Genomic DNA, 23,685 nt, shown 5'->3' with positions numbered 1-23,685 from the left:
GGCGGCGGAGCACGGCGGTCACGGCAGCTTGCTCCTCAGCTCCGGGACGTCGGCGACGTCGGCGTGTTGCGACTGCTGCAGCGCGCGGATATAGGCGATGATCGCCCAGCGGTCGCGCGGCTCGACGCGCGCAGCGTAGGAATACATCACGCCGTAGCCATGAGTGATCAAGTCGAAGAAGTGTTGAGCATCGGCCGAGCGGAGGCGCGCGGAATGGTAGGACGGGGGTGCGGGAAAGCCACGCTGCACGATCATGCCGTCGCCGTGGCCGGAGAACCCGTGACACGGGGAGCAATAGATATCGTAGCGCTCGCGGCCGCGGGCCAGCAGCGCCATGTCGACCGCGGGCGGCTTGGTGATCTGCTGCAAACGGTCGAGATCGCCCTGTGCAACGACCCCTGCCGGTAAGGTCTGGGCTTCGGTGCCATCCTTGAACAGCGCAGCCTTCGAGAACGTGCCGTAGCGATTCTGCTGAGACATGGAATGATCGCCACAGCCGGTGAGCGCCGATGATAGCAACAGCAGCCATGGCAGCGCGCGGGCGGTCATGGCGTGCGCAGCTCCGTGATCGCGACGGCGCCGGCGTCGCGGAGGACCGTCCTCAGCTCGTTCGGGTCGCCGTCAGAAGCGGCCAGCAGGAAGTAGCGATCCTGCGTTGCGCGTTCGAAGCCCGGAATCTCGAACATTGCATCGTGGAGACGAGGCAGGCGGCACGACCAAAAAAAGGTGATGGCGCCGGCGAGCGCGGCCGCGAGGACACCGACCTCAAACGGCACCAGCAGGAACACCTGCCAGGAGTTCAGTGGCCGGCCGCCGCTGTTGATGGGATAGTCGATCACCGCGCTGTACCATTGCAGCACGAAGGCGAATGCCGCAGCTCCGAGGCCGCCGGCGAGCATCACAACGCGAATTGCGGATCGGCCCTCAACAAGCTGTTCGGCAAGCCCTTCGATCGGATACGGCGCGAATGCTTCGAGTGCGGCGTGTCCCGCCGTACGCACGCGCTGCAGGGCCGCCTTCAGCGCTTCACCGTCGAGGAATTCGCCAACAAGCTTTGCCGTCATGCCGCGGCCTCCTGATGAGCGAGCTTGCGCACGTCGAACATTGAAATGCTCGGAACCAGCCTCACGAAGATAAGGAACAGGAAGGCAAAAAAACCGAGCGGCGCGACAAGAAAGCTCCAGTCCCAGAACGTGAAGTGAAACGTGCGCCACAGGGACGGCATGTAACCGTGCGAAAGCGTGTTCCAGATGATGAGGATACGCTCCAGCCACATTCCGATGTTGATCGCAATCGCGATCGGAATCAGGATGAGCAGCGATCGCCGTGCGAATGGCCACCAGAGTAACTGCGGGATCAGGCAATTGCAGGCCAGCAACGCCCAGAACAGCGGCGCGTACGTTCCAGTGAACTCGAAGCGAACCACCTCACGGTCGGTATGCTCACCGCCGTACCAGCCCATGAACCATTCCGTCGCATAGGAATAGAACATGACGATCGAGGCCATCAGCAGGATGCGGGCTATGACGTCGAAATGGCGGCGGGTGATGATCGCCTGAAGGCTGAGGCCCCAGCGGATCGCGGCGGCCAGCACCACGACCATCGCGAATCCGGAATACATTGCCCCGACCACGAAATAGGGTGGGAAGATGCTCTCCTGCCAACCGGGCATCAGGCTCGCCGCGAAGTCGAGACCGACGATCGAGTGCACCGAGCAGACCAGAGGCACGCCGAGGGCGGCCATCGTGGTATGCAGTGTCTGCAGGCGCGACCACTCGCGCGACGAGCCGCGCCATCCCAGCGCGAAGGCGCCGTAGAGCAGCTGGCCGGCACGGTAGGGCATGCGGTCGCGCATGGTCGCTAGATCAGGGATCAGGCTGACATACCAGAACAGAATAGAGAACAGCAGATAGCTGACGATGGCCCAGAAGTCCCACACCAGGGGGCTGCGCCATTGCGGCCAAAGCGCCATGGTGTTCGGATATGGCGCGAGCCAATAGGCGTAGATCGGCCGACCGAGGTGAACGATCGGCATCAGCCCGGCGATGGCAACCGCAAACAGCGTCATGGCTTCCGCGAAGCGGTTGATCGAGGCGCGCCATCTTTGCCGGGTCAATAGCAGCATCGCCGAAATCAATGTGCCGGCATTGCCGATTCCGATCCACCAGACGTAGTTGGCGATCGCGACTCCCCAGACAATGGTGGAGTTGATGCCCCAGATGCCGATGCCCTCATAGAACAGCCACGCGATTGCAACGAACAGCCAGAGCACGAACGGCAGGGTGATAAGCAGGGCCAGCCACCATGTTTTGCCGAACCCGGTGAAGAGCGGATCTGCCACGGCCTGGGTAACTGCGGCGTCTCCTGCCCGCGCGGCCGAGATCCAGCGGTGCGCCGGGGGATGCTGGGGAAGGAGAACTTCGCTCATGTCCGCCCCTCCGGCTCCGAAGGTGCGGGATTGCGCACATCGGCAAGATAGGTGGTGCGCGGCCGCGTGCCGAGGTGGCCGAGCAAGGCATAGTGGCGCGGGTCGGCTTTCCTGTGGTTGATCTCTGCGTCAGCCTGGTTCAGGTCTCCGAAGCTGATGGCGCGGGTCGGGCACGCGTTCTGACACGCCGTCTGCACCTCGTGTGGACCGAGCGGCCGGTTCTCGCGTTCCGAGGCGCGACGTGCGCCGCTGATGCGCTGGACACAGTAGGTGCATTTTTCCATGACGCCGCGGGCGCGTACGGTCACCTCCGGGTTCTTCTGGCCGCGATAGGATTCCGCGCCGAGATTGCCGTATTCCTCGCCGTCGGCATAACCGAAGAAGTTGAAGCGACGAACCTTGTAAGGGCAGTTCGCCTCGCAGAAGCGGGTGCCGATGCAGCGATTATAGACCTGCGCGTTGAGGCCCTCACTGTCGTGAACGGATGCGGCGACAGGACAGACAGGCTCGCACGGGGCGTGCTCGCAATGCATGCAAGGTACGGGTTGAAAGCCGATCTGCGGACTGTTCGCCGAGCTATGATCGTAGCCATCGACGCGCATCCAGTGCATATCGCGCCCCATCGCAACCTGCTCGGGACCCACCACAGGGACGTTGTTCTCGGCTTGGCAGGAGACCACGCAGGCATTGCAGCCGATGCAGACCGAGGTATCGATTACCATCGCCCAGGCGTGCCCGTCGCCGGGCTTCACGCTGGGCGGCATCAGGCTGGGTGGATCCGGGTGGACTGGCCCTGGCAGCGGCTGGCCGAGCCGATACAGCGGATAGAGTTCGCGCACGTCTTCCGGCGACCGGACGATGTTCTGAGTCGTAAGGACCGGCTCACGGCGCCCCGTCGGCTGGATCGAGACCTGCGGAAGGTGCCATCGGTTCCCGGATGTCCGGAGTGTATAGGCGTTGGCACCGACGCCATTGCCGATCGCGCCGGCCTTCTGCCGCCCCCCGCCGAGCGTGAGCGCGCCGACGCCCATGGCCATCCCGGGTTCAGTCAGAACGGGTACCTCGATCGATCGGCCGTTCGCGGCGATCGTGACGACGTCGCCGGACGTGAGACCGAGGCGGGTTGCCTCATCCGGATGCAGCGCGAGCGCATTGCCCCAGACCTGCTTGCTGAGCGGTTTCGGACACTCCTGGAGCCAGGCGTTATTGGCGTATGAGCCATCCCAGAGGCAAGGATCAGGACGCAGAACCAGGCTGATCTCGTCATCACGCAGATCGTGAGGTTCGGCGTCCGCGAGCGCCGGTAGAAGCGGAGCAGCCGTCGAAGCAGCAGTGGCGCCGCTTCCCGCAATGATCCCTTCGTGCAGCACGCGCTGCCACCATCCCTCGAAATCCGCAGCGGCCGCGCTCCGCCAGGTCTGCCGCACCAATTCGTAAGCGCGCGCGTCATCTGCGCCGTTCAGCCAGGCGAGAAGCTCGTGCTCGCTGAAGCTCTCGTAGAGGGGATTGATCAGGGGCTGGGAGATGCTTGCCGTCCCGTCGCCGGCCCGCAGATCCGACCACGTTTCGAGCCGATGACTTTGCGGGACATGCCAGTTGGCGATAGCCGCGGTTTCGTCCAAGTACTCGCCCATATGAAGGCGAAAGGCTGCTTTCTGTGCGCGGGCCCCGAAGTGCAAATCGGATGGTGCGTCATAACCGGGATTGACGCCGATCATGACGAGCTGACGCACGCGGCCGGAGTCCAGATCACCAGCGAGCTGTTCAAGCGTTCCCGCCTGCTTGCCGGACGGCGTACGATCAATGGGATCGATGAGCCGAACGGGCGCATTGAGCTGGGCATTGATCCAATGCACCAATGCGTGAACTTCCCGGGACATTGCCGGGCCCGCGATAACGAGCGCCTCACCCTTGTGCGAGTTCAAGTCGGCGGTGATCTTCCGAAGGAGCAGACGCTCGCGCTCGGCAAGTTCGGTGACGCTTGCACTCGCGCCGAGCTCCCGCGCGAGGCTCGCTGCAAACCGCTCGATCGCCTCGGGACGAAGCGCCAGACGCTCGTCCGCCTTTGCTCCCGTGAGAGTGAGTGCGCTCTCAAGACAATAGAGACGCGAAAAGGCATTCGCGTCGCCGCGGCCGGTTGCGTAACCACGGCCAATGCGTATTTGATCGGGGCCATGCCCGAGCGGATCGGCATCGAGCGCGACGATCACCCGGGCCTTTGCGAAATCGGCAATGCTGCGCACAGGCTGGCCATAAGCGAGCTGCGCACCTTGTTGCGCGTTGTCGTCGTCCGTTGGATCGTACGCGTGCCACGATGCGGCCGGGAACGCCTGAAGCAGAGCATCGATCTGGCGCAGCAAAGTCGGGGAGGTGGTGCGCCCGGTCAACAAGCGCAGGCCTTTACCCTGGCTGCTGCGGGCCTCGGAGAGTTCGGTCACCAGCGCTCGGTTCAACGCTTCGCGCGGCGCTATCGCGGCATTGTGCAGGATCGTGCGCGAGCGGTCGGGATCGTAAAGCGAAAGAACGGCTGCTTCAGCGAAAACGTCGGTGGCACCCAGGCTGCCCGGATGACGCGGGTTGCCTTCCACTTTGATCGGCCTGCCGTCAATTGAAGTCACGACCACGCCGCGACCGATCCCCGCCAATGCGAGCGTCGTCGCAAATTTCAGCGGTTCGCCGGGGACGATCCGCTCGGGCATCCTGACATAGGGCAGGATCTGCTCGTCCGGCTTGCTGCAGGCCGCTAGTCCACCCGCCATGCCGGTTGCCAGCAAGCTGAGGGCCTGACGGCGATTGAGCTTGCTACGTCCGACAGGACTTGGCCGCGTCGGCAATTCCTTCAGCGGTGGCATATCGTGCAGTCCGTCAAATGACCCGTGTTGATGTGATAGCCTGCGGCAAGCTTGGGCCCGATCTCGGCCTGATTCTTGGGCGCCTGCCAGTTCGGATCGAAAACCGCTTCGCGTGGACGCAGGAAACGTTCAGGAGAGCGGTGGCAATCGAGGCACCATTGCATCGTCAGCGGCGCGGCCTGGCGCATCAGCCGCATCCGTCCGACGTCGCCATGACAGGTCGTGCATCCGACGCCTTTCGCGACGTGGACGGAATGATCGAAATAGACGTAGTCGGGAAGCCGGTGGACGCGTTCCCAGGCAATCGGCTGGTTCTTGGCAAGACTCTCGCGCACCGGCGCCAGCATTTGCGCGTTGGTCCATATCTGCGAATGGCAGGTCATGCAGGTCTCGGTCGGCGGGATGCCGGCAAAGCGCGCCGTCTCCACCGAGGTGTGGCAATAGCGGCAGTCCAGGCCGAGACCGGAAACGTGATGCTCGTGACTGAACGGCACCGGCTGATTTCGCGTGATGTTCAGGTTGGTCACGTAAGGGGATCGCATCACCTCATAGGACAACCCAACTGCAAGCACTGGCGCTGCTCCAATTGCCGCGATCATCACCGTCGCAATCGTGTTCGCGCCGGGGCGGAAAACCTGCATTCATCGGCCCCCTTCCGCGCCATCGCTCACGCGCGGATTCGGACCGGCACCGATTTAGCGGCCGGCGTCTTCGAATGGATGTCGTGGTGCGAGAGCGGGATCAGGGGGTTCATTTCCGGGTAGTAGGCCCCGACGCAGCCATCCGGCAGTTTGAACGGGGTCACCTTAAGAGGACCCACCTCGCGCAGGATGCCATCCTCCGCGTCGCTGACGAGGGAAACCATTTGGCCCTCCTGAAGTCCGGCGCGTGCGATTTCATCGAGATTCATCAGCAATACGTCCCGTGTGCCCTCAATGCCTCGCATCCGATCGCTGTAGCCGTAGATCGTCGTATTGAACTGGTCGTTGCTGCGCATGGTCAGCAGCCGGAAGCGGCCGGGCGCATCGGAAAAGCCGGTCGAGGTGAGGGTTTCGGGCGCTGTAAACTCTGCCTTGCCGCTCTCGGTCTTCCAAATCCGTTCGCGGGCTGAATTGCCACGATAGAACCCGCCCGGCGTGAACATCCGCGCATTGAAGTCGTGGAATTCGTCCGGATAGGTCTCGGCGATCTCGTTACGGATGAGATCGCAGTTGCCGACCCATTCATCCCATTTCAGTTTGGGATTGGGGGGCAGGGTTGCTTTGGCCAGACCTGCGACGATCGCCACCTCGGATCGCAAGTGCTCGCTGGCGGGCTTGCGCAACCCGATCGAGCCCTGGATGCAGCTGAACGTATCCTCCATGGTAACCGCCTGCTGGCCGCTTGCCTGTACATCTTCTTCGGTTCGACCAAGGCACGGCAGCAGATAGGCGGCCTTGCCGTGCACCAGGTGGCTGCGGTTGAGCTTGGTGGCAATCTGGACCGTCAGCTCCAGCCCTCGCCAGGCCGCTTCCATCTTCGATCGCTCCGGAATGGCGCGGAAAAAATTTCCGCCGAGGCCGACGAACGCTTTGACCTTGCCGGCGAGAACGCCCTCGCATGTCTCAACGGTGTTCATGCCCTTCTCGCGCGGCGGTTCGAACCCGAACTGCCTGGCGTATTTATCGAGCGGAACCAGTTCGGGCTTTTCCGAGATGCCCACGGTGCGCTGACCCTGGACATTCGAGTGTCCACGCACGGGCGAGATGCCGGTGCCGTCTCTCCCGATGTTTCCCTTTAGAAGCAGCATGTTGACGAGCATCGCCACGTTTTGGAAGCCGTGTACGTGCTGGGTCAGGCCCATGCCGTAGATCCCGATCACGCGATCAGCCTCGACGTAGACCTGCGCGGCGCCCTCGATAACCGAACGGCTCAGACCGGATGCGATCTCGATCTCGTCCCAGGACGTCGCCCGGACCCTGGCTTCGAACTCTTCGAAGCCATGTGTGTGCTGCTCGACGAAGGGAGCGTCGATCACACGTTTGCCCTGCTGCTTGGCCGCGTCGTCGGCCGCGAAGACGTGCTTGCAGATTCCCACAATGACCGCGATGTCGCCCCCCACCTTCACTTGATGGTACTGGCTGCTGATTTGTGTGGCCTTGCCCGTCAGCATCTCTGTCGGATTCTGCGGATTGATGAAGACTTCGAGACCCTTTTCGCGGACGGGGTTGAACGTAATGATCTGGACGCCGCGCTTGGCAGCGTCCTGTAGGGGATGAAGGAAGCGTGGACTGTTCGACCCGGTATTTTGCCCGAAGAAGAACATCGCATCGCAGTTGCTGAGGTCGTCGAAGACCACGGTCCCAACGCCCGCCCCGATCAGCTTCTTGAGAGCGACTGAGGTCGTTTCGTGGCACATGTTGGAGCTGTCTGGCAGGTTGTTGTTGCCATAAACCCGCGCGAACAGGGCATAGAGGTAGGAGGTTTCGAGGCTTGCGCGGCCCGATGAATAGAATACGACCGATTTCGGATCGAGCGCCCTCAATTGCGATCCGATGGCATGAAATGCCTCGTCCCAGGAGCAGGGAACGTACTTATCAGTGGTACTGTCGTAACGCAGTGGATGTGTCAGGCGCCCCTGCTGCTCGAGGTCATAATCGCTCCATGACAGCAACTCGGTCACGGTATGCTCGGCAAAGAAGTCCGGCGTACAGCGGCGCGACGTCAGCTCCCAAAGGGTCGCCTTGGCGCCGTTCTCGCAGAATTCGAAGGCATGATAATCCGCAGGTTTGGCCCATGAGCAGGAAACGCACATGAAGCCTTTCGGCTTGTTCTGCCGACGGAGGGTGTTCAAGGCCGCGGGCGAATCCCACTCCTTGCCGAAGATCCGCGCTATTCCTTTCAGGGACCCCCATCCGCCAGCTGGGCCGTCGTATTCAACCGTGTCTGGAGTGTGGTCACCAGCTTCGTTGGGTCGCGCCATGATCTTGCTTCTCTTCGGGAACCGGCCAGCCTGTGCATCGGCAACGTATGTTCCCCGCGCGGGTTCCTGAGCAGCCGCTTCTCGGCGGGACGGCGGCTTGAGCGGCAAGCGCGTGAAAAAACTCAGCACCTGCAAGACCATCGACGGACGGGCGACACACGCATTCTCCGCTCAGGAAATCTGTGCGCGGTGCCGTACCAAGGGAATGGTTTTGATCGCGCGATGTTGAACAGCGGGAGCGGGGCCCGACAATGGATGATGGCCAGGGAACGCGGCCCGATGGCTGAGGTTGCCAGAAGCCAACCTCGGAGCGGGATATGCAGGATCGTTGTACGCGCGACAAACCAGAGCTGGTGTGGCGCGGGCGTAGCCCGATTCCATCCTCTCGCAAGGTCGCAGAGGAACGGCCGATAGCGCTCACGTACAACGGCTCGACTTACGCGGTGATGATGGCCTCTCCCGTTGACCTCGTGGATTTCGGCGTAGGCTTCAGCTTGAGCGAGGGCATTGTGGAGCATGGTGGGGACATCATCAGCATCGAAGTCGTCGAGCTCGAGCTCGGTTGCGAAGTGCGGATCTGGCTAGACGATTCCTATGGTGACCTCCTCGCCAACAGGCGGAGGGCGATGGTCGGGCCGGTCGGCTGCGGCCTGTGCGGAATTGAAAGCCTAGAACAGGCTTGCCCGCGGCCGACGCGCGTAGTCAGCGAGGGCGGGTTTCGCCCCTTCGACCTTCTGGAGGCGATGCGCTCCTTGCGACCGCTCCAACATCATAACCAGGCGACGGGCGCGATGCACGCTGCGGCCTTCTGGGACGGCCATGACATCCGATTGGTAAGGGAGGATGTCGGACGCCACAATGCACTGGACAAACTCGCTGGTGCGGCGGCCAGAGCCGGCCTCGAAACGTCCCGGGGGGCTGTCCTCATAACCAGTCGGGTCTCCGTCGAACTGGTCCAGAAGACGGCCCGAATGGGCGTGCCGTTGCTCATCGCCGTGTCCGCGCCGACTTCGCTGGCGATCGAGACCGCTGAGCGTGCCGGCGTAACGCTCGTCGGGGTCGCGCGCGATGATGGCTACGAAATATTTAGCCACGCAGGCCGACTTAGCTTTGGAGAGGAAGAGTTGGAGTCCGCCGCGCTGGCCGGCTCTGAATTGTTTTCCGCGAGACCTTAAGAACCAGCTCCGTCCCAAAGAACGTCGTATGCCTTCGTCCGGTCTCGTACCGACATCGCATCGCTCCAACTCCTTGGGTCGGAACGTCTGAAGCCCTCCGGCGCTGTGGTGGTATTCCGTCCAACAAAACCGAAGGAGACAGCGATGAAGACCACGCTCTTGGCGGCCCTGTTGCTCGCCGCAACGGTTTCCGGTCCGGCGCTCGCGCAAAGTGGCACTAACTCCACGAGTACCTCGCAGTCTGCCGCAACCTCGGCCCAGACTACGGCAGCACAGAAAATTCAGGATGATCTTAAGAAGGCAGGCTTCACCGACATCAAAGTCGTGGCCGAATCCTTCGTTGTTCAGGCGAAGACGAAGGATGGCAACCCCATGGTGATGACCATCGGTCCTCATGGCATGTCGGTGTTTGAAGCGATGAACACGACCACGACTGGATCTGGCTCGGCAAACAAATCTCAGGGCACCACCGGCTCCAGTCCGTCGAACGATGGCGCTAACTCAAAATAGGTTCCCGCACCCGCGCCGAACATTGCGGTCCACCAGAACGAGCCCGCGATGTTCGTCAGGTGGTGCGAGCATCGATGAGCAAAGCTGATGCGTACGCGAGCGTACGAACATCCAGGGCACGATCAGGCAAGCTCCGAAACGTTCTGATTGTCTGATCGTTGCTCCAGCGCAGCGCGCGAAAGAACATGAGAAAATCCAATGAACGTCAGCGAATTTGTTTGGCATCGGCTCTCGGAATGGGGTTTGAGCCGGGTGTATGGGTACCCGGGTGACGGCGTCGGAGGACTAGATGTCGCCCTCGAACGCGCGAAAGACAAGATCGAGTACGTGCAGGTCCGGCACGAAGAGATGGCGGCCTTCATGGCTTCCGCTCACGCGAAGTTCACGGGGCAGGTGGGCTTTTGCTATGCGACCTCTGGGCCTGGCGCAATTCACCTTCTCAACGGACTGTACGACGCCAAGATGGACCACGTTCCGGTGGTTGCGCTCGTCGGCCAGCAGGCAAGGAGTGCAATCGGGGCGAGCTATCAGCAGGAAGTCGATCTGCAAGTCCTGTTTCAGGACGTCGCCGAATACGTCGCGCAGGCAAGCGTCCCCGAGCAAGTACGTCACCTGATCGATCGGGCCGTACGCATTGCAGACAACAAGCGCGCCGTCACCTGCGTGATCCTGCCCAAGGACGTGCAAGAGTTGGACTACCAGGACCCGCCTCTCGCACATGGTGCGACCCACACCGGCATCGGCTATGCCGAGCCGGCGAAGCAGCCGCGAGACGATCTGGTACGCGCGGCCGCCGAGATCCTGAACAACGGTAGTAAGGTTGCCATGCTGGTTGGCGCGGGGGCACTGGATGCCACCGATGAAGTCATTGCGGTGGCCGAGCGCCTCCAGGCCGGGGTGGCCAAAGCCCTGCTTGGAAAGGCAGTCCTGCCGGACGATCTCCCCTTTGTGACGGGTTCCATCGGATTGCTCGGCACAAAGCCCAGCTGGGACCTCATGAAGAACTGCGACACCTTCCTGATGGTCGGCTCGGCGTTTCCTTACAGCGAGTTCCTGCCGAAGCCCGGATCGGCGCGCGGCGTTCAGATCGATATCGACGGCGCCCGGTTGGGCCTGCGCTATCCGATGGAGATCAACATCGTTGGAGATAGCTCTAAAGCCTTACAGGCACTGCTGCCACACCTTCAGCAGAAGCAAAACTCGTCGTGGCGACGGGCCATAGAGGAAGGCGTGCAAGAATGGTGGCGCACGCTCGAGAAGCGCGCCATGGATTCAGCGGAGCCCCTCAATCCGCAACGTGTATTCTGGGAACTCTCGCCCCGTCTGCCTGAGAACGCGATCATAACCGCGGATTCGGGGTCGGTCGCAAATTGGTATGCCCGCGATCTGAAAATGCGCCGGGGAATGAAGGCGTCGCTTTCCGGAGGTCTGGCTTCTCTCGGTGCGGGGACACCTTACGCCATGGCCGGCAAGATGGCTTATCCAGACCGGACAGTGATCGCGTGCATGGGCGACGGCGCCATGCAAATGAACGGACTTAACGTCCTGATCACGATCTCGAAATACTGGCAGACGTGGTCAAATCCACACCTGATCGTCCTTGTTCTCAACAACCGCGATCTCAATCAAGTCACGTGGGAGGAGCGGATTCAGCTCGGGGTAGGAAAGACGCTATCGACCCAGAGTATTCCGGACTTTCCGTATCACCGCTACGCCGAGCTGATCGGCCTCAAAGGCATCTTTGTCGACAATCCGGAACGCGTCGGTGCCGCCTGGGATGAAGCGCTGTCGGCGGATCGTCCCGTCGTGCTCGAGGCGTACACGGATCCAAACGTGCCGCCCCTGCCGCCCCACATCACCCTGAAGGATGCCAAGAACTTCATAAGAATGATTCCTTCCGAACCGGAGCTTGGCAGCGTTCTGAAGAACAGCGCCAAGGAGCTGCTGACGACCGTCCTACCCGGGAAGGAATGATGGCCGATCTCTCCATCGATGCTGTAAAAGCGCGCACCTTCCAAGTTCCAACCGATAGGCCCGAGGCGGACGGGACCATGAGTTGGAATTCCACGACTCTCGTCGTGGTCGAAATCGCCGCCGGCGCCAAGTCAGGGATCGGCTACACGTATTCCGATCGCAGCATTGCCGCGCTGATCGCAGGCAAGCTCGCGTCGATCGTCCGTGGCAAGGATGCCTTGGCACCTCAGGCCGTCTGGAGGGCGATGCAGCGCGCGGTCCGCAACCTGGGTCGCGACGGTCTGGCTGCAAATGCGATCTCTGCCGTCGATTTAGCTCTCTACGATCTGAAGGCGCGGCTCCTGGATGTGCCGTTGGTTCAATTGCTCGGAAGCTACCGTACGACTGTGCCGATCTATGGAAGCGGAGGCTTCACGACTTACTCTGACGGCGAGCTGGCCCGGCAGCTCGGCAGCTGGGTTGCCGACGAAGGGTGCAAGGACGTCAAGATGAAAGTGGGCTCCGAGCCGGACCTCGATCCTCACCGCGTGCAGGTCGCATGCCGCGCGATTGGCGAGCGCGCCAATCTCTTCGTCGATGCAAACGGCGCCTACTCGGTGCAGCAGGCGCTTCAGCTTGCGGATGCATTCGGGCAGCACGGCGTCAAATGGATCGAGGAGCCGGTGTCATCCGACGATCTCAAAGGTCTGCGCGCGGTTCGCGCCCGTGCCCCGGCAGGCATGGAAGTCGCTGCAGGCGAGTATGCCTATACGACCGACTATGTGCGCGAGATGCTCGAATCCGGCGCCGTCGACGTGCAGCAAGCGGATATTACACGGTGTGGCGGCGTGACGGGTTTCCTGCAGATAGCCTCGCTTTGCGAGGCGCACCACATCGACCTGTCAGGTCATTGCGCACCCGCTCTGCATCTTCACGCCGCTTGCGCGGCGCCGCGGCTGCGGCACCTGGAATGGTTTCACGACCACGTTCGCATCGAGCACATGCTCTTCGAGGGCGCGCCGACGCCACGTGATGGGGCGATCGAGCCCGACCTGGCGCGACCAGGGAATGGTTTGATATTCAAGGAAGCGGACGCTGCACGCTATGCGATCTAACCGAGCCGAAATTGAGAGAGCGCGCCGTGTCCCCCACGTCGCGGGAAGCAAAGCAGAGCGCGCACGGGTGCAATCGTCGTTAACTCGTCCGGCCTCGCGTCTGAGATGGGGCGAGACAGAGACCGTCATGGCGGCGCGGCGGTTGAATCGAGCGGCGGGTACGCTGGCTGCATCGGTGCTTGCAGACAGTGCCGTTGAGCATTACCGGGGGTCGTTCAAGAACAAGGCGATGTTCACCCCGCTCGTCGTTGCCGGGCTGACACTGGCCATGAGCCTGCACGGCACGGCTGACATGCGTCCGGCCGCGCATAGGGCACGCGATACATCGTATCTGTTGGCAGCTGCCACTGGCCTGCTTGGAACCGGCTTTCACATCTACAACGTGAGGAAGAAGGTGGGCGGGTTTAGCTGGCAAAATTTCTTCTACGGGGCCCCCCTCGGAGCTCCCATGGCTATTCTGCTTTCCGGGCTGTTGGGCTTCTGCTCGGAACGGGTGCGCGCCAATGGACGTCAACGACCTCACCGGGTGTTCAACCTTCCTGCGGGCGAGACGGTCGCTACCGTAACTGCGCTGGGCCTGCTCGGCACCACGGGAGAAGCAGGTCTGCTCCATTTTCGCGGTGCCTTTCACAACCCCTTCATGGCCGTTCCCGTCACTATCCCGCCCATCGGGGCCGGTTTGCTCGCCGGTGCCGTGTTAAACGGCGGAGGGCGGACGCGCGGCCTCGCGCGATGGTGGATGCGATTGCTTGCCGCAATGGGTTTTATCGGCGTTGGCTTCCACGCGTATGGAATCTCACGAAACATGGGAGGCTGGCGCAACTGGAGCCAGAACATTCTCAATGGACCGCCCTTGCCGGCGCCCCCCAGTTTTTCAGGCCTTGCACTGGCGGGGCTCGCGGCGCTCGAACTGATGAGAGAGGCGCGGGATGCTTGACAGGAAGGCGGAGCGCCGCGCTGGGGACCCTTACCCTGGCTACGACGTCCTTGCGAAATGGCGGAGCCCGTCCTGGAATGACAAGACCCGGCAGGTGGTGGCAGCTCGCCTGAGGGTAGCTGACGAGCCGCGCTTTTTCACCAGGGAAGAATTCGAAACCCTCGCCGCTGTCGCCGACCGCGTCGTACCGCAACCTTCATCAAGATCGCCGATTCCCGTTGCTGCGCTGCTTGACCGAAAGCTCGACGATGGTGTCATGGACGGTTATCGGACCGCCGGTCTGCCACGCGACGACGAAGCTTGGCGAACCGGGCTGAAAGCTCTCGATGCGGAGGCGCGGGCCCGCTATGTGAATCGCTTCACGGAAATCGATGACCCCGAGCAAGACTCTTTGCTGCGCTTCTGCGAAGCTGGGGAGTTGAAATCACCCGAATGGGCGGGCATGCCGTCGAGAACCTTTTTCAAGCACCGACTTCTGCGCGACATCGTTCTGGCGTATTACGCACACCCGATCTCCTGGAGCGAGATTGGCTGGGGCGGACCGGCCAGTCCGCGCGGCTACGTGCGCCTCGATTTCAACGATCGGGATCCGTGGGAGGCGGCCGAAGCAAAGCCGGGTCGCGAGGCTGACGCTCTGAGGGTCAATCGCAATGTCCGATGATCCCCGGCACACTCCCCGCGCACGCCACGGTCGCGCGCCCGACGTCTTCCGGCCCGGCGGCTGGGTGAGCATGAAAGGATATGCCGACCACGAAACGGTCGACTTCGTGATCGTCGGGACGGGCGCCGGCGGTGCGACACTCGCCTGCAAACTGGCCGAATACGGCTTCTCGGTGGTTGCCCTGGATGCCGGACCCTACTTTCGCCCTTTGGAGGATTTCGCCTCCGACGAGTCCGAGCAAACCAAGCTTTATTGGACCGATGATCGTATCGTCGATGGCGACAATCCCCTGCAGCTCGGAAGGAATAACAGCGGCAAGGCCGTTGGGGGCTCGACGGTGCATTTCGCAATGGTGTCGCTTCGGTTCCGGCCGGAATGGTTCAAAGCAAGGACCAAACTCGGATACGGTGCGGACTGGCCCATCGATTGGCGCGAGATGTGGGCTTACTATACGGAGGTCGAGCAGGCCCTCAAAATATCCGGACCTGTCAGCTATCCTTGGGGGCCGCCGCGTCCGCGCTATCCCTATCGCGCCCATCCGCTCAACGCTGCAGCCCGCGCGCTCGCGCGCGGCTGTGAAGCCCTCGGTATTGCCTGGACGGAAACACCGCTTGCAACCCTCTCTGCGCCGCGTGGTCTCGCGCATCCCTGCGTCTATCGCGGCTTCTGCGTGACCGGTTGCTCGACCAATGCTAAGCAAAGTGCCCTTGTGACCTGGATTCCGCGCGCTCTGTCTGCCGGCGCCGAGATTCGCGATCTCGCCATGGTCGGCCGGATCGAGACCGACGCGAATGGCCTCGCCGCCGGTGTCCATTATCACCGTCAAAACAAGTGGCACTTCCAAAAGGCACGCAACGTGGTGGTGGCTGGCTATGCGATCGAGACGCCGAGGCTCTTGCTGAATTCGGCAAACAACAAGTTTCCTGACGGCCTGGCAAACAGTACCGGACTTGTTGGCAAGAACCTCATGGCACAGGCAAACCAGGCCGTGTGGGGCGAGATGGACGAAGAAGTTCGCTCGTACAAGGGACCTCCGTCCCTGGCAATCACCGAGCACTGGAATTACGAGGACGAAGGGAAGGACTTCTTTGGCGGTTACGCCTACATGAGCCAAGGCCCTTTGCCGCAGCTCTGGGCCAACACACAGGCAACGGCGCACGGTCTGTGGGGAGCACGGCTGGTCGAGGAGATGAAGCGCTACAATCACGTTGTCGGCTTGAAAATCGTGGGCGAGATGCTGCCCCAAGAAAACAACCGCGTCACTCTGGCGGACGAACTAGATCAGTACGGGCTCAGAATTCCGCGCGTGACCTATTCCTGGTGCGACAATGACAAGCGCCTGATCAATCATTCGATCGCCTTCATGAGCCGAGCTCTGGGCGCAATTGGCACCAGAAACATTTGGGTCCAGGAAGACGACACCTGTCACCTCAATGGAACGGCCCGGATGGGCGATCGACCGGACAGCAGCGTTGTCAACGCAGATTGCCGCAGCTGGGACATCCCCAATCTGTGGATCTGCGATGGCTCCGTTTTTCCCACCGTGGGCGGCGCGAATCCTTCCCTCACGATCCAGGCAATTGCATGCCGCACGGCAGACCGAATCCGTACCCTGTCCCGACTGGGAGAGATCAGATTGAACTAGGAGGATGAGGATGAGGCACAAGCTTCTCAATGACGGCCCGCAGCGAACCTTTGCGGTCGTCCTCGACAGCGGCGATGAGGCGATGGAAAGCCTCAAGTCGTTTGCGGCAGAGCAGCGGCTTTCTGCAGCGCAAGTGACCGGCATCGGAGCATTCAGCGGTCTGATGCTGAAATACTTCGATTGGGAAAGTAAATCTTACCTCGAGAACCGTGTGGACGAACAGGTAGAAGTTGCCTCGCTTGTCGGTGATGTCGCGGTTTCGCCTTCGGGCGAACCGTCCGTGCACATTCATCTTGTCGTCGGCCGGCGCGACGGTACGGCTCTCGCCGGCCATCTGGGATCGGGCTGGGTGCGTCCCACCCTCGAGGTGATCGTAACCGAAAGCCCCACGCATCTTCAGAAGGAGCGCGACCCAGTGACCGGGCTGGCGTTGATCAAGCTGGAGCGATGACAATGCAGAGTATCGGACGCACGCTGTGGGCCATCCCAGAAGGCTATATCCCAAGCGACAGCGTAAGCGATGCGCATGATCTCGTGTCTCACGAAGCTGCTTGCTTTCTGAACGTTGGCGAGAAAGATGCCGACGTTCAGATCACTCTGTTTTTTGAGAACAGAGATCCGGTCGGCCCCTACCGGGTGAAGGTGCCAGCTCGGCGGACGTTGCATCTGCGCTTCAACGACTTGACGGATCCGGCGCCCGTCCCACGCGACACGAGCTACGCCTTCCTGATTGAATCGAGTGCGCCGCTCATCGTCCAGCATACCAGACTGGACTCGCGCCAACCCGGGATGGCGCTACTCTCGACCATTGCCTACCCGGCCGTGCCGCAATGAAGAGGTGTACCTATGCGAAGCGAAGAGAGCGGGCGTGAGGTACCAGGCCGATCACGCCCAGTCGTCGTGATTACCGGGGCATCGGCCGGGGTTGGACGGGCCATCGCCCATCGTTTCGGCCGCGCCGGTTACGCCATCGGTCTGATCGCCCGAGATGCGGACGCTCTCGAAGAGGTGCGGCGCGAGATCGAGGGCGTGGGCGGACGGGCTGTCGTGATGCCTCTCGACGTTGCGGATGCCAGCGCTGTCTTCGCGGCCGCAGATCGTATTGCGTCGACGCTCGGTCCGATCGATATATGGATCAATGATGCTATGGTGACGGTGTTTTCGCCGGTCTGGCGCATGACGCCGGATGAATTTCGCCGCGTCACCGATGTCACCTATCTCGGGTTCGTGCACGGCACGATGGCGGCTCTGGGCCACATGCGGCCCGCCAATAGGGGCACGATCATCCAGATCGGATCGGCGCTGGCCTATCGTGGGATCCCGCTGCAGTCGGCCTATTGCGGTGCCAAGCACGCCATTCGCGGCTTCACCGATTCGCTCCGGAGCGAGCTAAGGCACGAGCAGAGCAGGATCAACCTCGTGATGCTTCAGCTGCCGGCGGTGAATACACCGCAGTTCGATTGGGCAAGGGCGCATATGTCTCATTCCCCCCGTCCGGTGGCGCCCGTGGTTGAGCCCGAGGTGATCGCGAATGTCGTATATGATGCGGCTCAAACGCCCGCCAGGGAGTATTGGATCGGTTTCAGCACTCTCAAGGTCATTTTCGGCAACATGATCCTGCCAGGGCTGCTGGACCGCTATCTCGCCCAAACCTGTATCAGCGGTCAACAGACGGATCGCCCAATAGACGGAAGCCGGCCGGACAATCTCGACCGGCCGCTGCATGGTCTCCATCGTATGAGGGGCAGCTTCGATTCGGAAGCGACCAACAGAGCGTTCGTCGGGTCTGCGAGCATGCTGCGACTTGCTCCATTGGCGGCGCTGCTGGGGGCGGTTGCACTGGCTCTGACTGCACAGAGGCGCGCCTCTCGCAGGCGTGAACGCAATGTGCGGTTTGGATGAGTGCTTCCCGTGGCGGTGAAGCTCATCGAGGACTACGGCCTGATCGGAGACGGCCAGACGGCGGCCCTTGTTCACCGTGACGGCTCGATCGATTGGCTGTGTTGGCCGCGCTTCGATTCGGATGCGTGCTTTGCGGCGCTACTCGGTACGAGCTCACACGGATGGTGGAAGCTCGCACCGGTCGATGCCATCACTTCATCCAGCCGTCGGTATCGAGACGATACCCTCGTCCTGGAGACGGATTTCGTGCTGACAACGGGCCATGTCCGGCTGATTGATTTCATGCCGGTTGAGAACGACGCCTCTGCCGTAATCCGGATTGTTCGGGGCCTTGCCGGGATGGTCAGCTTGCGCAGCGAGCTGGATCTTCGCTTCGACTACGGGTCGTTGAGACCTGCCCTGGAAATCGGTCACGATCGAGCCGTGGCGTTCGTGGGTCCCGATGTTGTCGTTCTACACGCGCCGACGCGGGTTTCGCAGCGGGGCACGTGCATCGTTTCGGAAGTGGAGGTGAGTGAAGGCGAAGAGATCGCGTTCTGTCTGCGATATGGCAGCGCAACTGCGGCACCACCTCCGCCGATTGCGGCGGACGCAGCGCTGCGATCGACAGAAGAATATTGGCGCAGCTGGATCGCGAAGTTCACGATCAAAACGCGATGGCCCGAGGCCGTCAGGCGCTCGCTCCTGACCCTTAAGGCGATGATCTATCGCTCTACAGGCGGCATCATTGCCGCTCCGACTACCTCGCTTCCAGAGGCGCCCGCCGAGGACCTGAACTGGGATTACCGCTATTGCTGGTTGCGTGATGCGGCGTTTACGATAACCGCTCTGCTCGACGCGGGGTATCACGAGAAAGCCAAGGCATTCCGCGACTGGCTTCTCCGGGCCGCTGGTGGCGAACCCGAGAAGATCAGGATCATGTACCGGGTGGACGGCTCGCGGCGGTTGGAGGAGTGGACCGCATCCTGGCTACCCGGTTATAGAGGAGCGAGGCCGGTCCGAATTGGCAACGCCGCCGCCGCCCAACGGCAGCTCGACGTCTACGGCGAACTGCTGGATGCGGTGGCTGCGGCGGCGAAGGCAGGCATTGCCCCGACCGACCGTGAAGGCAATCTGGTTGCGGCCGTGATCGCTCACGTCGAGCGGGTCTGGAACGAGCCCGACCACGGTCTGTGGGAATCGAGAGGGAATCCGCAGCACTACACCTATTCCAAAGTCTCTGCATGGGCCGCGGTGGATCGGTTCGTCCGCCGTGGGGATCTCTACCAATCTACAGACGGCGGCTTTGTTAGGCGAATGAATGGACTTCGGGACCGGATGCATCGCGAAATATGCGAGAAGGCGTTCGACTCTGAACGACAGGCGTTCGTGGAGTGTTACGGATCTGACGGAGTGGATCCGAGTTTGCTCAATCTTCCGCTTGTGGGTTTTTTACCAATCACGGACCGTCGCATCGACAAGACCATCGCGACGATCGAGCGCGAGCTCGTACATGAGGGCTACGTCCACCGCAGGACGTCGGATGGGATTCGTGAGGGAGCATTCCTCACATGCAGCGGATGGCTTGCGGAATGTCAGCTTATGCAAGGCAGGCGGGTGGAAGCGGAGCGCACCCTTGAGCACCTCTTGCGGGCGCGAAACGAACTGGGACTTCTGGCCGAGGAGTTCAGCGTTCGTAATCGACGCCTTGCCGGCAACTTCCCGCAGGGATTAAGCCATTTGGCATTGGTCCGAGCAGCCCTTCGGTTCGAGCAGAAGGCCTCAAACCGGGGTGATGGACACGGACAATAGTTGTAATCCTGAAAAAGGAACCGCCGATGACCCGATGCGTATTCTTCGCAGACCTGTGGACGGTTCCGATCGATCCCGGGGTGCGGGGAGCACAGCAATGCAGGACGGTCAGGCGACAGGCCTAGTTCCGACATCGACTGCACCTGAAGGCCGCGTTCGCCCCTTGGCAGCACGTAACAAGCTGCTGCGCTGCATCCCAGAAATGGAGCTGACAGTGCTCCGGTCGATCGGGATGGATGTCGAACTCAAGCCGCGTCAGGTCCTTCACCATTGGCGCTTGCCGATGGAATATGTCTACTTTCTTGGCAGCGGTCTGGTATCGGTCTCGGCGAAGGTCGATGACGGGCGCTTCGTCGAGGCTTGGCTGGTTGGCTCCGAGGGAATGATCGGCGCCCCCTGCGTTTTGGCGCCGGAGGATCCGATGCCGCCGCACCGTCGGGTCGTTCAGGTGGGCGGAACGGCACTGCGAATTCCGACGCCGGCCTTTCTCGCCGCGCTTGACGATCTTGGGGTCCTTCGTGGAGTGATCCTCTCCTACATCAATCTTGTCTTGTTTCAAACGTCACAGGTGGGAGCCTGCAACTCGCTCCATTCCGTCAAGCAGCGACTTGCCCGCTGGCTTCTGGTCGCGGCAAACGCAATGGACTCTGGAGAACTGTCGATCACGCATGCTGTTTTAGCTCAATTACTCGGGATTCGTCGGGCCAGTGTCAGCGAATGTCTCGAGACGTTCGAACAGGCCGGCATCATCCGCAACACCCGAGCAGCGATAGCTCTGGTCGACCGGGCTCGACTGGAGCATTTTGCCTGTTCGTGCTCTGGATTGATACAGCGCGAGTATGATAGGCAGATCGGCCGCCGTCTGCGGAGTTGAACATCGAATACGACTTCTGCAGAGAGCTCGCTCGCGATAAAGCTCTTGATCCTGCCCAACTCCGAGGCTCGATTTGAACGAAAGCGATCTTCAGAACGTTTGCTTCTCCGAGCAACGGAGGAGCCATGATTCCAATTTGGCTTAGAGATATGGCGCTGGCTAGTCTGGCCGTCGGACTTGTCTGCGCGATCGTAATCGCGATCGACCTGATCCGGCATCCACAGCGCATGTGGATCATGAATGTCGTCTGGCCAGTCAACGGTCTGTTCGGCACCGTACTGACCTTGTGGATGTACTACCAATTTGGGCGGCTTGCAGCGCGTGATGCGGCTGAGATAAATGAGCACTCCGATAGCAAGAAGGGCACTCCTTTCCCTGTCATGGTGGCAAAAGGTGCCATGCACTGCGGAGCCGGATGTACTCTCGGGGACATCATCGCTGAAACCATTGCGCTTGCGTTTCCGGTGATTGCAATCTGGGCCGGATGGAAAAGCCTCTTTTCAGAGAAGATGTTCGCCATCTGGGTGGTGGATTACCTGTTCGCCTCGGGCGCATAGTGACTGTGTCGAACAGCAAGGTGTTCGACGAGCCGGTCTACAACTACACCCGCGAATTCCCGTTCATTTGGGATGAGATTAAACTGCCGGTGCGGTACCAGGATGACCGAGCAAAGGTTGAGCAGTTGCTGGTCGATGCTGCGCAGGCACATACCGCAGGTTTTAGGTCGAGGGCCGAAGAGTTCTCCGACGAGATGAAGCGCGTCTATGGTCACACAATGTCGGACTTTGAGCCCCGCGTTTACTGGCGCTTGACCGACAATTGGCTTGAGCTGACGCTTCGCTTTCTTGCTCCCGTGCACGGTGTTCGCGAGCTGAAAGACGCAATCAGCCGGGAGATCTTATCGGGCCTTGATCAAGAGGGAATCTCCGTGGCGTCCGCAACTTATGACGTTGTGGGAATGCCAGCTTTGCGGATCTCGGCCGATGCTCGTCTCGGCGCCCCGCCTGCTTCTTAGGTGCGCTTCAGCCAGATCTGCTTAGGAACGCGGCTGTTCAGGTGGCGTTGCGTTCGGAGTGGCGTCGAACAGGCCGGCGAGCGGTCGACGGTCGCGGGACGTCCAGTGGTGGCTCCGCCAACGCGAGAGGCTTGATTCCTCGATGTCCCTAGCGCTCACCGCCGGCTTGTGGGGACTGTTGGGAGCCTCGTCGCTGATCGCAGGTGCTGCAGTAGCCTTTCTGCTGAAGATGCCCCGAACTGTTGCCGCCGGAATCATGTCGTTTGGTTGCGGAGTTCTCATATCGGCCGTGACTTACGATCTGCTGGAGGATGGCTTCGGTGAGGGCGGTATTTGGCCAATCGTGGGGGGCGCACTCGCTGGATCGGTCTCTTACGCTGTCGCCGACTGGATCGTCTCCCAGCAAGGCGGCCATTGCCGTAAACATTCCGGCAACGAGCAGAGAAAGGCGGGCGAAGGAGGTGGCCTCGCCATAGCCATCGGCTCACTACTGGATGGAATTCCCGAAAGTGTTGTCCTCGGCCTCGGGCTACTCAGCGGCCGAGGCGTCAGCATCGCCATGCTCGCCGCAATTTTCCTCTCGAATTTTCCCGAAGGGCTGTCCAGCGCGCTTGGAATGCGATCTGCCGGAAGGTCGGCCGGCTACATTTTCGGATTGTGGAGCGCTATTGCGGTGCTTTCCGGGTTGGCATCAATGGCTGGTGCTGCGTTTCTGGGCGGCGCGCCGCCGGCAGTTGTGGCGACGGTCGACGCGGTTGCAGCGGGCGCACTGCTGACGATGGTCGTCAATACGATGATCCCCGAGGCCGTCGAGGGCGATCGCAAACTCACGGGAGTACTGGTCGTTTTCGGACTCCTGGTGGCCTTTGCGCTTTCAAACGGTTTTGGTCCGCCCGACTGAACTGCCAAAGTGGTGGTGCGGATTGACCATCATGAGGGCCGTTCATCGTCCCTGACGTCTAGCAGTGCTGAAGCGCCTGAATGAACCGACTTGAGAACACTGAGAGAACCATTGGATTCGAGCACGACCGCATCAACGTCTTCAATGCGATCGATCCCCCGCGAGCGCACCGCGGCACGGACATCCTGCTCCGCAATCCGGTGTCTCTTCATTTTTGAAGCGATGAATTTGCCGTGACGAAAGACAAGCTCTGGGGGAGGGTTGAATATGACCCGAAGGCGCGGCCAGCGGGTGTAGATGGTGGCGAACATCAGCTGCAATCCCAGGAGAAGAGCAAATGCCAGGGTACTTTGCAGGATTGAAACGCGTGCCGATAAGATGCCCGTTGCCATCGCAGACCCGAGCGCGATGGTGACTATGAATCCGAAGGCATTCCATTTTGCCAGCGCGCGCTGACCGAAGGCGCGGATCAGAATGATGATCACGAAATACGAGAGCACAGCGGCCACTGCGGTGTGGATGAGCGCCTGCCAACTCGGAGCAAATTCAGCCATAAAGTAATTTCCAACAAAGTGCCTGTTGCCCAGCGCATCTCTCCTATGACTGAATGCGCCGGGCACTTCGCTCCAACTGCGGCGCATCACCACCTATGATGAGCGCGGACGACGCCGTGATGATGATGCCGGTGGTACCTTGGCGCCCAGCCGTAGCTATGACGCCAGGGATGTGCGCGCCGGACGGTATATCCCCACGGTCTCGGCGAGGACCAGCCGTAGCTATCGCGCCAGGGGCGCGGGCCCCAGGCGTATGGCCGCGGTCTCCAACCATAGCCACCCCAGTAAGGTGTGTAGGTGTAAGCCGGATAGTACCCACCGTAGCCGTATGGGTATGTGTAACCATAGTACGGCGGATATTCCTCATAATACGGGGTCGCAATGGCGGAGCCGATCAGCGCTCCTGCCAG

General features: G+C 61.3%; 22 protein-coding genes. 15 read left to right on the top strand and 7 right to left on the bottom strand.

Going from position 1 to position 23,685, the window contains the following annotated elements:
• Positions 1–18: 18 nt before the first annotated feature.
• Genes IVB32_RS31180 through IVB32_RS31155 form a run of 6 tightly spaced genes read right to left on the bottom strand, consistent with a single transcriptional unit; the run spans position 19 to position 8,242 of the window.
• Positions 19–549 carry a cytochrome c gene (locus tag IVB32_RS31180; protein WP_247412542.1) on the bottom strand — a complete coding sequence of 177 codons (531 nt, stop codon included), beginning with the start codon at positions 547–549 and terminating at the stop codon, positions 19–21.
• Positions 546–1,064, bottom strand: a complete 519-nt coding sequence (locus IVB32_RS31175; protein WP_247391888.1) for a DUF3341 domain-containing protein — start codon at positions 1,062–1,064, stop codon at positions 546–548. The genes IVB32_RS31180 and IVB32_RS31175 overlap by 4 nt, the downstream gene beginning before the upstream one ends.
• Positions 1,061–2,428, bottom strand: coding sequence for an NrfD/PsrC family molybdoenzyme membrane anchor subunit (gene nrfD / locus IVB32_RS31170; protein WP_247391886.1), 1,368 nt, complete (start codon positions 2,426–2,428; stop codon positions 1,061–1,063). The genes IVB32_RS31175 and nrfD overlap by 4 nt, the downstream gene beginning before the upstream one ends.
• Positions 2,425–5,280, bottom strand: coding sequence for a 4Fe-4S dicluster domain-containing protein (locus IVB32_RS31165; RefSeq protein WP_247412540.1), 2,856 nt, complete (start codon positions 5,278–5,280; stop codon positions 2,425–2,427). The genes nrfD and IVB32_RS31165 overlap by 4 nt, the downstream gene beginning before the upstream one ends.
• The gene (locus IVB32_RS31160) at positions 5,268–5,921 is read right to left on the bottom strand and encodes a cytochrome c3 family protein (RefSeq protein ID WP_247412537.1); all 654 of its coding nucleotides are present in this window, start codon (positions 5,919–5,921) and stop codon (positions 5,268–5,270) included. Before IVB32_RS31160 ends, IVB32_RS31165 begins: the two co-directional genes overlap by 13 nt.
• Before the next feature lie 26 nt (positions 5,922–5,947).
• On the bottom strand, positions 5,948–8,242 hold the full coding sequence (locus tag IVB32_RS31155; RefSeq protein ID WP_247412533.1) for an FdhF/YdeP family oxidoreductase: 2,295 nt from the start codon (positions 8,240–8,242) through the stop codon (positions 5,948–5,950).
• Between the two features lie 317 nt (positions 8,243–8,559).
• Here IVB32_RS31155 and fdhD point away from each other — a divergent pair, with 317 nt between their 5' ends.
• The 15 genes from fdhD to IVB32_RS31080 all read left to right on the top strand — a co-directional run bounded on the left by fdhD (position 8,560) and on the right by IVB32_RS31080 (position 22,721).
• Positions 8,560–9,417 (top strand): formate dehydrogenase accessory sulfurtransferase FdhD, encoded by an 858-nt coding sequence (gene fdhD, locus IVB32_RS31150; RefSeq protein ID WP_247412531.1) that lies wholly within the window; start codon positions 8,560–8,562, stop codon positions 9,415–9,417.
• Between the two features lie 144 nt (positions 9,418–9,561).
• Entirely contained in the window at positions 9,562–9,927 is a 366-nt protein-coding gene (locus tag IVB32_RS31145) for a hypothetical protein (protein ID WP_247391873.1), read from the top strand.
• A 198-nt stretch (positions 9,928–10,125) separates the two neighbouring features.
• Positions 10,126–11,901, top strand: coding sequence for a thiamine pyrophosphate-requiring protein (locus IVB32_RS31140; RefSeq protein WP_247412527.1), 1,776 nt, complete (start codon positions 10,126–10,128; stop codon positions 11,899–11,901).
• Positions 11,898–12,995, top strand: a complete 1,098-nt coding sequence (locus tag IVB32_RS31135; protein WP_247391868.1) for an enolase C-terminal domain-like protein — start codon at positions 11,898–11,900, stop codon at positions 12,993–12,995. Before IVB32_RS31140 ends, IVB32_RS31135 begins: the two co-directional genes overlap by 4 nt.
• 127 nt (positions 12,996–13,122) lie before the next feature.
• Entirely contained in the window at positions 13,123–13,932 is an 810-nt protein-coding gene (locus tag IVB32_RS31130; protein WP_247412523.1) for a hypothetical protein, read from the top strand.
• Positions 13,925–14,593, top strand: a complete 669-nt coding sequence (locus tag IVB32_RS31125; protein WP_247391862.1) for a gluconate 2-dehydrogenase subunit 3 family protein — start codon at positions 13,925–13,927, stop codon at positions 14,591–14,593. The genes IVB32_RS31130 and IVB32_RS31125 overlap by 8 nt, the downstream gene beginning before the upstream one ends.
• Positions 14,583–16,238 (top strand): GMC family oxidoreductase, encoded by a 1,656-nt coding sequence (locus IVB32_RS31120; protein ID WP_247412520.1) that lies wholly within the window; start codon positions 14,583–14,585, stop codon positions 16,236–16,238. The genes IVB32_RS31125 and IVB32_RS31120 overlap by 11 nt, the downstream gene beginning before the upstream one ends.
• Before the next feature lie 10 nt (positions 16,239–16,248).
• Positions 16,249–16,689: a PPC domain-containing DNA-binding protein gene (locus IVB32_RS31115; RefSeq protein WP_247391856.1), complete on the top strand. Its 441-nt coding sequence runs from the start codon at positions 16,249–16,251 to the stop codon at positions 16,687–16,689.
• Positions 16,686–17,072 (top strand): sensory rhodopsin transducer, encoded by a 387-nt coding sequence (locus IVB32_RS31110; protein WP_247412518.1) that lies wholly within the window; start codon positions 16,686–16,688, stop codon positions 17,070–17,072. Before IVB32_RS31115 ends, IVB32_RS31110 begins: the two co-directional genes overlap by 4 nt.
• A gap of 12 nt (positions 17,073–17,084) precedes the next feature.
• Complete coding sequence (locus IVB32_RS31105; protein ID WP_247412517.1) at positions 17,085–18,140, top strand: SDR family oxidoreductase; 1,056 nt, start codon at positions 17,085–17,087, stop codon at positions 18,138–18,140.
• Positions 18,141–18,149: 9 nt separating this feature from the next.
• Entirely contained in the window at positions 18,150–19,931 is a 1,782-nt protein-coding gene (locus IVB32_RS31100) for a glycoside hydrolase family 15 protein (RefSeq protein ID WP_247412516.1), read from the top strand.
• Between the two features lie 97 nt (positions 19,932–20,028).
• Positions 20,029–20,805, top strand: coding sequence for a Crp/Fnr family transcriptional regulator (locus tag IVB32_RS31095; RefSeq protein WP_247412515.1), 777 nt, complete (start codon positions 20,029–20,031; stop codon positions 20,803–20,805).
• Between the two features lie 125 nt (positions 20,806–20,930).
• Entirely contained in the window at positions 20,931–21,362 is a 432-nt protein-coding gene (locus tag IVB32_RS31090) for a DUF4396 domain-containing protein (protein ID WP_247412514.1), read from the top strand.
• A 5-nt stretch (positions 21,363–21,367) separates the two neighbouring features.
• On the top strand, positions 21,368–21,820 hold the full coding sequence (locus IVB32_RS31085) for a mechanosensitive ion channel family protein (protein WP_247412513.1): 453 nt from the start codon (positions 21,368–21,370) through the stop codon (positions 21,818–21,820).
• Between the two features lie 142 nt (positions 21,821–21,962).
• A complete protein-coding gene (locus IVB32_RS31080) occupies positions 21,963–22,721 on the top strand; it encodes a ZIP family zinc transporter (protein WP_247391781.1) in 759 nt (252 codons plus the stop codon).
• 29 nt (positions 22,722–22,750) lie between these two features.
• Here IVB32_RS31080 and IVB32_RS31075 read toward each other — a convergent pair whose 3' ends face one another.
• Positions 22,751–23,275 (bottom strand): YetF domain-containing protein, encoded by a 525-nt coding sequence (locus IVB32_RS31075; RefSeq protein ID WP_247412511.1) that lies wholly within the window; start codon positions 23,273–23,275, stop codon positions 22,751–22,753.
• Positions 23,276–23,685: the final 410 nt, after the last annotated feature.

It is taken from the genome of Bradyrhizobium sp. 23 (assembly GCF_023073295.1).
Taxonomy (GTDB): domain Bacteria; phylum Pseudomonadota; class Alphaproteobacteria; order Rhizobiales; family Xanthobacteraceae; genus Bradyrhizobium; species Bradyrhizobium canariense_D.
This window is presented reverse-complemented; position numbering and strand designations above follow the sequence as displayed.

Coding starts and splice junctions, on each gene's coding strand:
- IVB32_RS31120 (WP_247412520.1), top strand. CDS start 14,583: ATGTCCGATGATCCCCGGCACACTCCCCGCGCACGCCACGGTCGCGCG.
- nrfD (WP_247391886.1), bottom strand. CDS start 2,428: ATGAGCGAAGTTCTCCTTCCCCAGCATCCCCCGGCGCACCGCTGGATC.
- IVB32_RS31130 (WP_247412523.1), top strand. CDS start 13,123: ATGGCGGCGCGGCGGTTGAATCGAGCGGCGGGTACGCTGGCTGCATCG.
- IVB32_RS31090 (WP_247412514.1), top strand. CDS start 20,931: ATGATTCCAATTTGGCTTAGAGATATGGCGCTGGCTAGTCTGGCCGTC.
- IVB32_RS31140 (WP_247412527.1), top strand. CDS start 10,126: ATGAACGTCAGCGAATTTGTTTGGCATCGGCTCTCGGAATGGGGTTTG.
- IVB32_RS31110 (WP_247412518.1), top strand. CDS start 16,686: ATGACAATGCAGAGTATCGGACGCACGCTGTGGGCCATCCCAGAAGGC.
- IVB32_RS31080 (WP_247391781.1), top strand. CDS start 21,963: ATGTCCCTAGCGCTCACCGCCGGCTTGTGGGGACTGTTGGGAGCCTCG.
- IVB32_RS31125 (WP_247391862.1), top strand. CDS start 13,925: ATGCTTGACAGGAAGGCGGAGCGCCGCGCTGGGGACCCTTACCCTGGC.
- IVB32_RS31135 (WP_247391868.1), top strand. CDS start 11,898: ATGATGGCCGATCTCTCCATCGATGCTGTAAAAGCGCGCACCTTCCAA.
- IVB32_RS31155 (WP_247412533.1), bottom strand. CDS start 8,242: ATGGCGCGACCCAACGAAGCTGGTGACCACACTCCAGACACGGTTGAA.
- IVB32_RS31175 (WP_247391888.1), bottom strand. CDS start 1,064: ATGACGGCAAAGCTTGTTGGCGAATTCCTCGACGGTGAAGCGCTGAAG.
- IVB32_RS31105 (WP_247412517.1), top strand. CDS start 17,085: ATGCGAAGCGAAGAGAGCGGGCGTGAGGTACCAGGCCGATCACGCCCA.
- IVB32_RS31160 (WP_247412537.1), bottom strand. CDS start 5,921: ATGCAGGTTTTCCGCCCCGGCGCGAACACGATTGCGACGGTGATGATC.
- fdhD (WP_247412531.1), top strand. CDS start 8,560: ATGCAGGATCGTTGTACGCGCGACAAACCAGAGCTGGTGTGGCGCGGG.
- IVB32_RS31095 (WP_247412515.1), top strand. CDS start 20,029: ATGCAGGACGGTCAGGCGACAGGCCTAGTTCCGACATCGACTGCACCT.
- IVB32_RS31075 (WP_247412511.1), bottom strand. CDS start 23,275: ATGGCTGAATTTGCTCCGAGTTGGCAGGCGCTCATCCACACCGCAGTG.
- IVB32_RS31115 (WP_247391856.1), top strand. CDS start 16,249: ATGAGGCACAAGCTTCTCAATGACGGCCCGCAGCGAACCTTTGCGGTC.
- IVB32_RS31180 (WP_247412542.1), bottom strand. CDS start 549: ATGACCGCCCGCGCGCTGCCATGGCTGCTGTTGCTATCATCGGCGCTC.
- IVB32_RS31165 (WP_247412540.1), bottom strand. CDS start 5,280: ATGCCACCGCTGAAGGAATTGCCGACGCGGCCAAGTCCTGTCGGACGT.
- IVB32_RS31145 (WP_247391873.1), top strand. CDS start 9,562: ATGAAGACCACGCTCTTGGCGGCCCTGTTGCTCGCCGCAACGGTTTCC.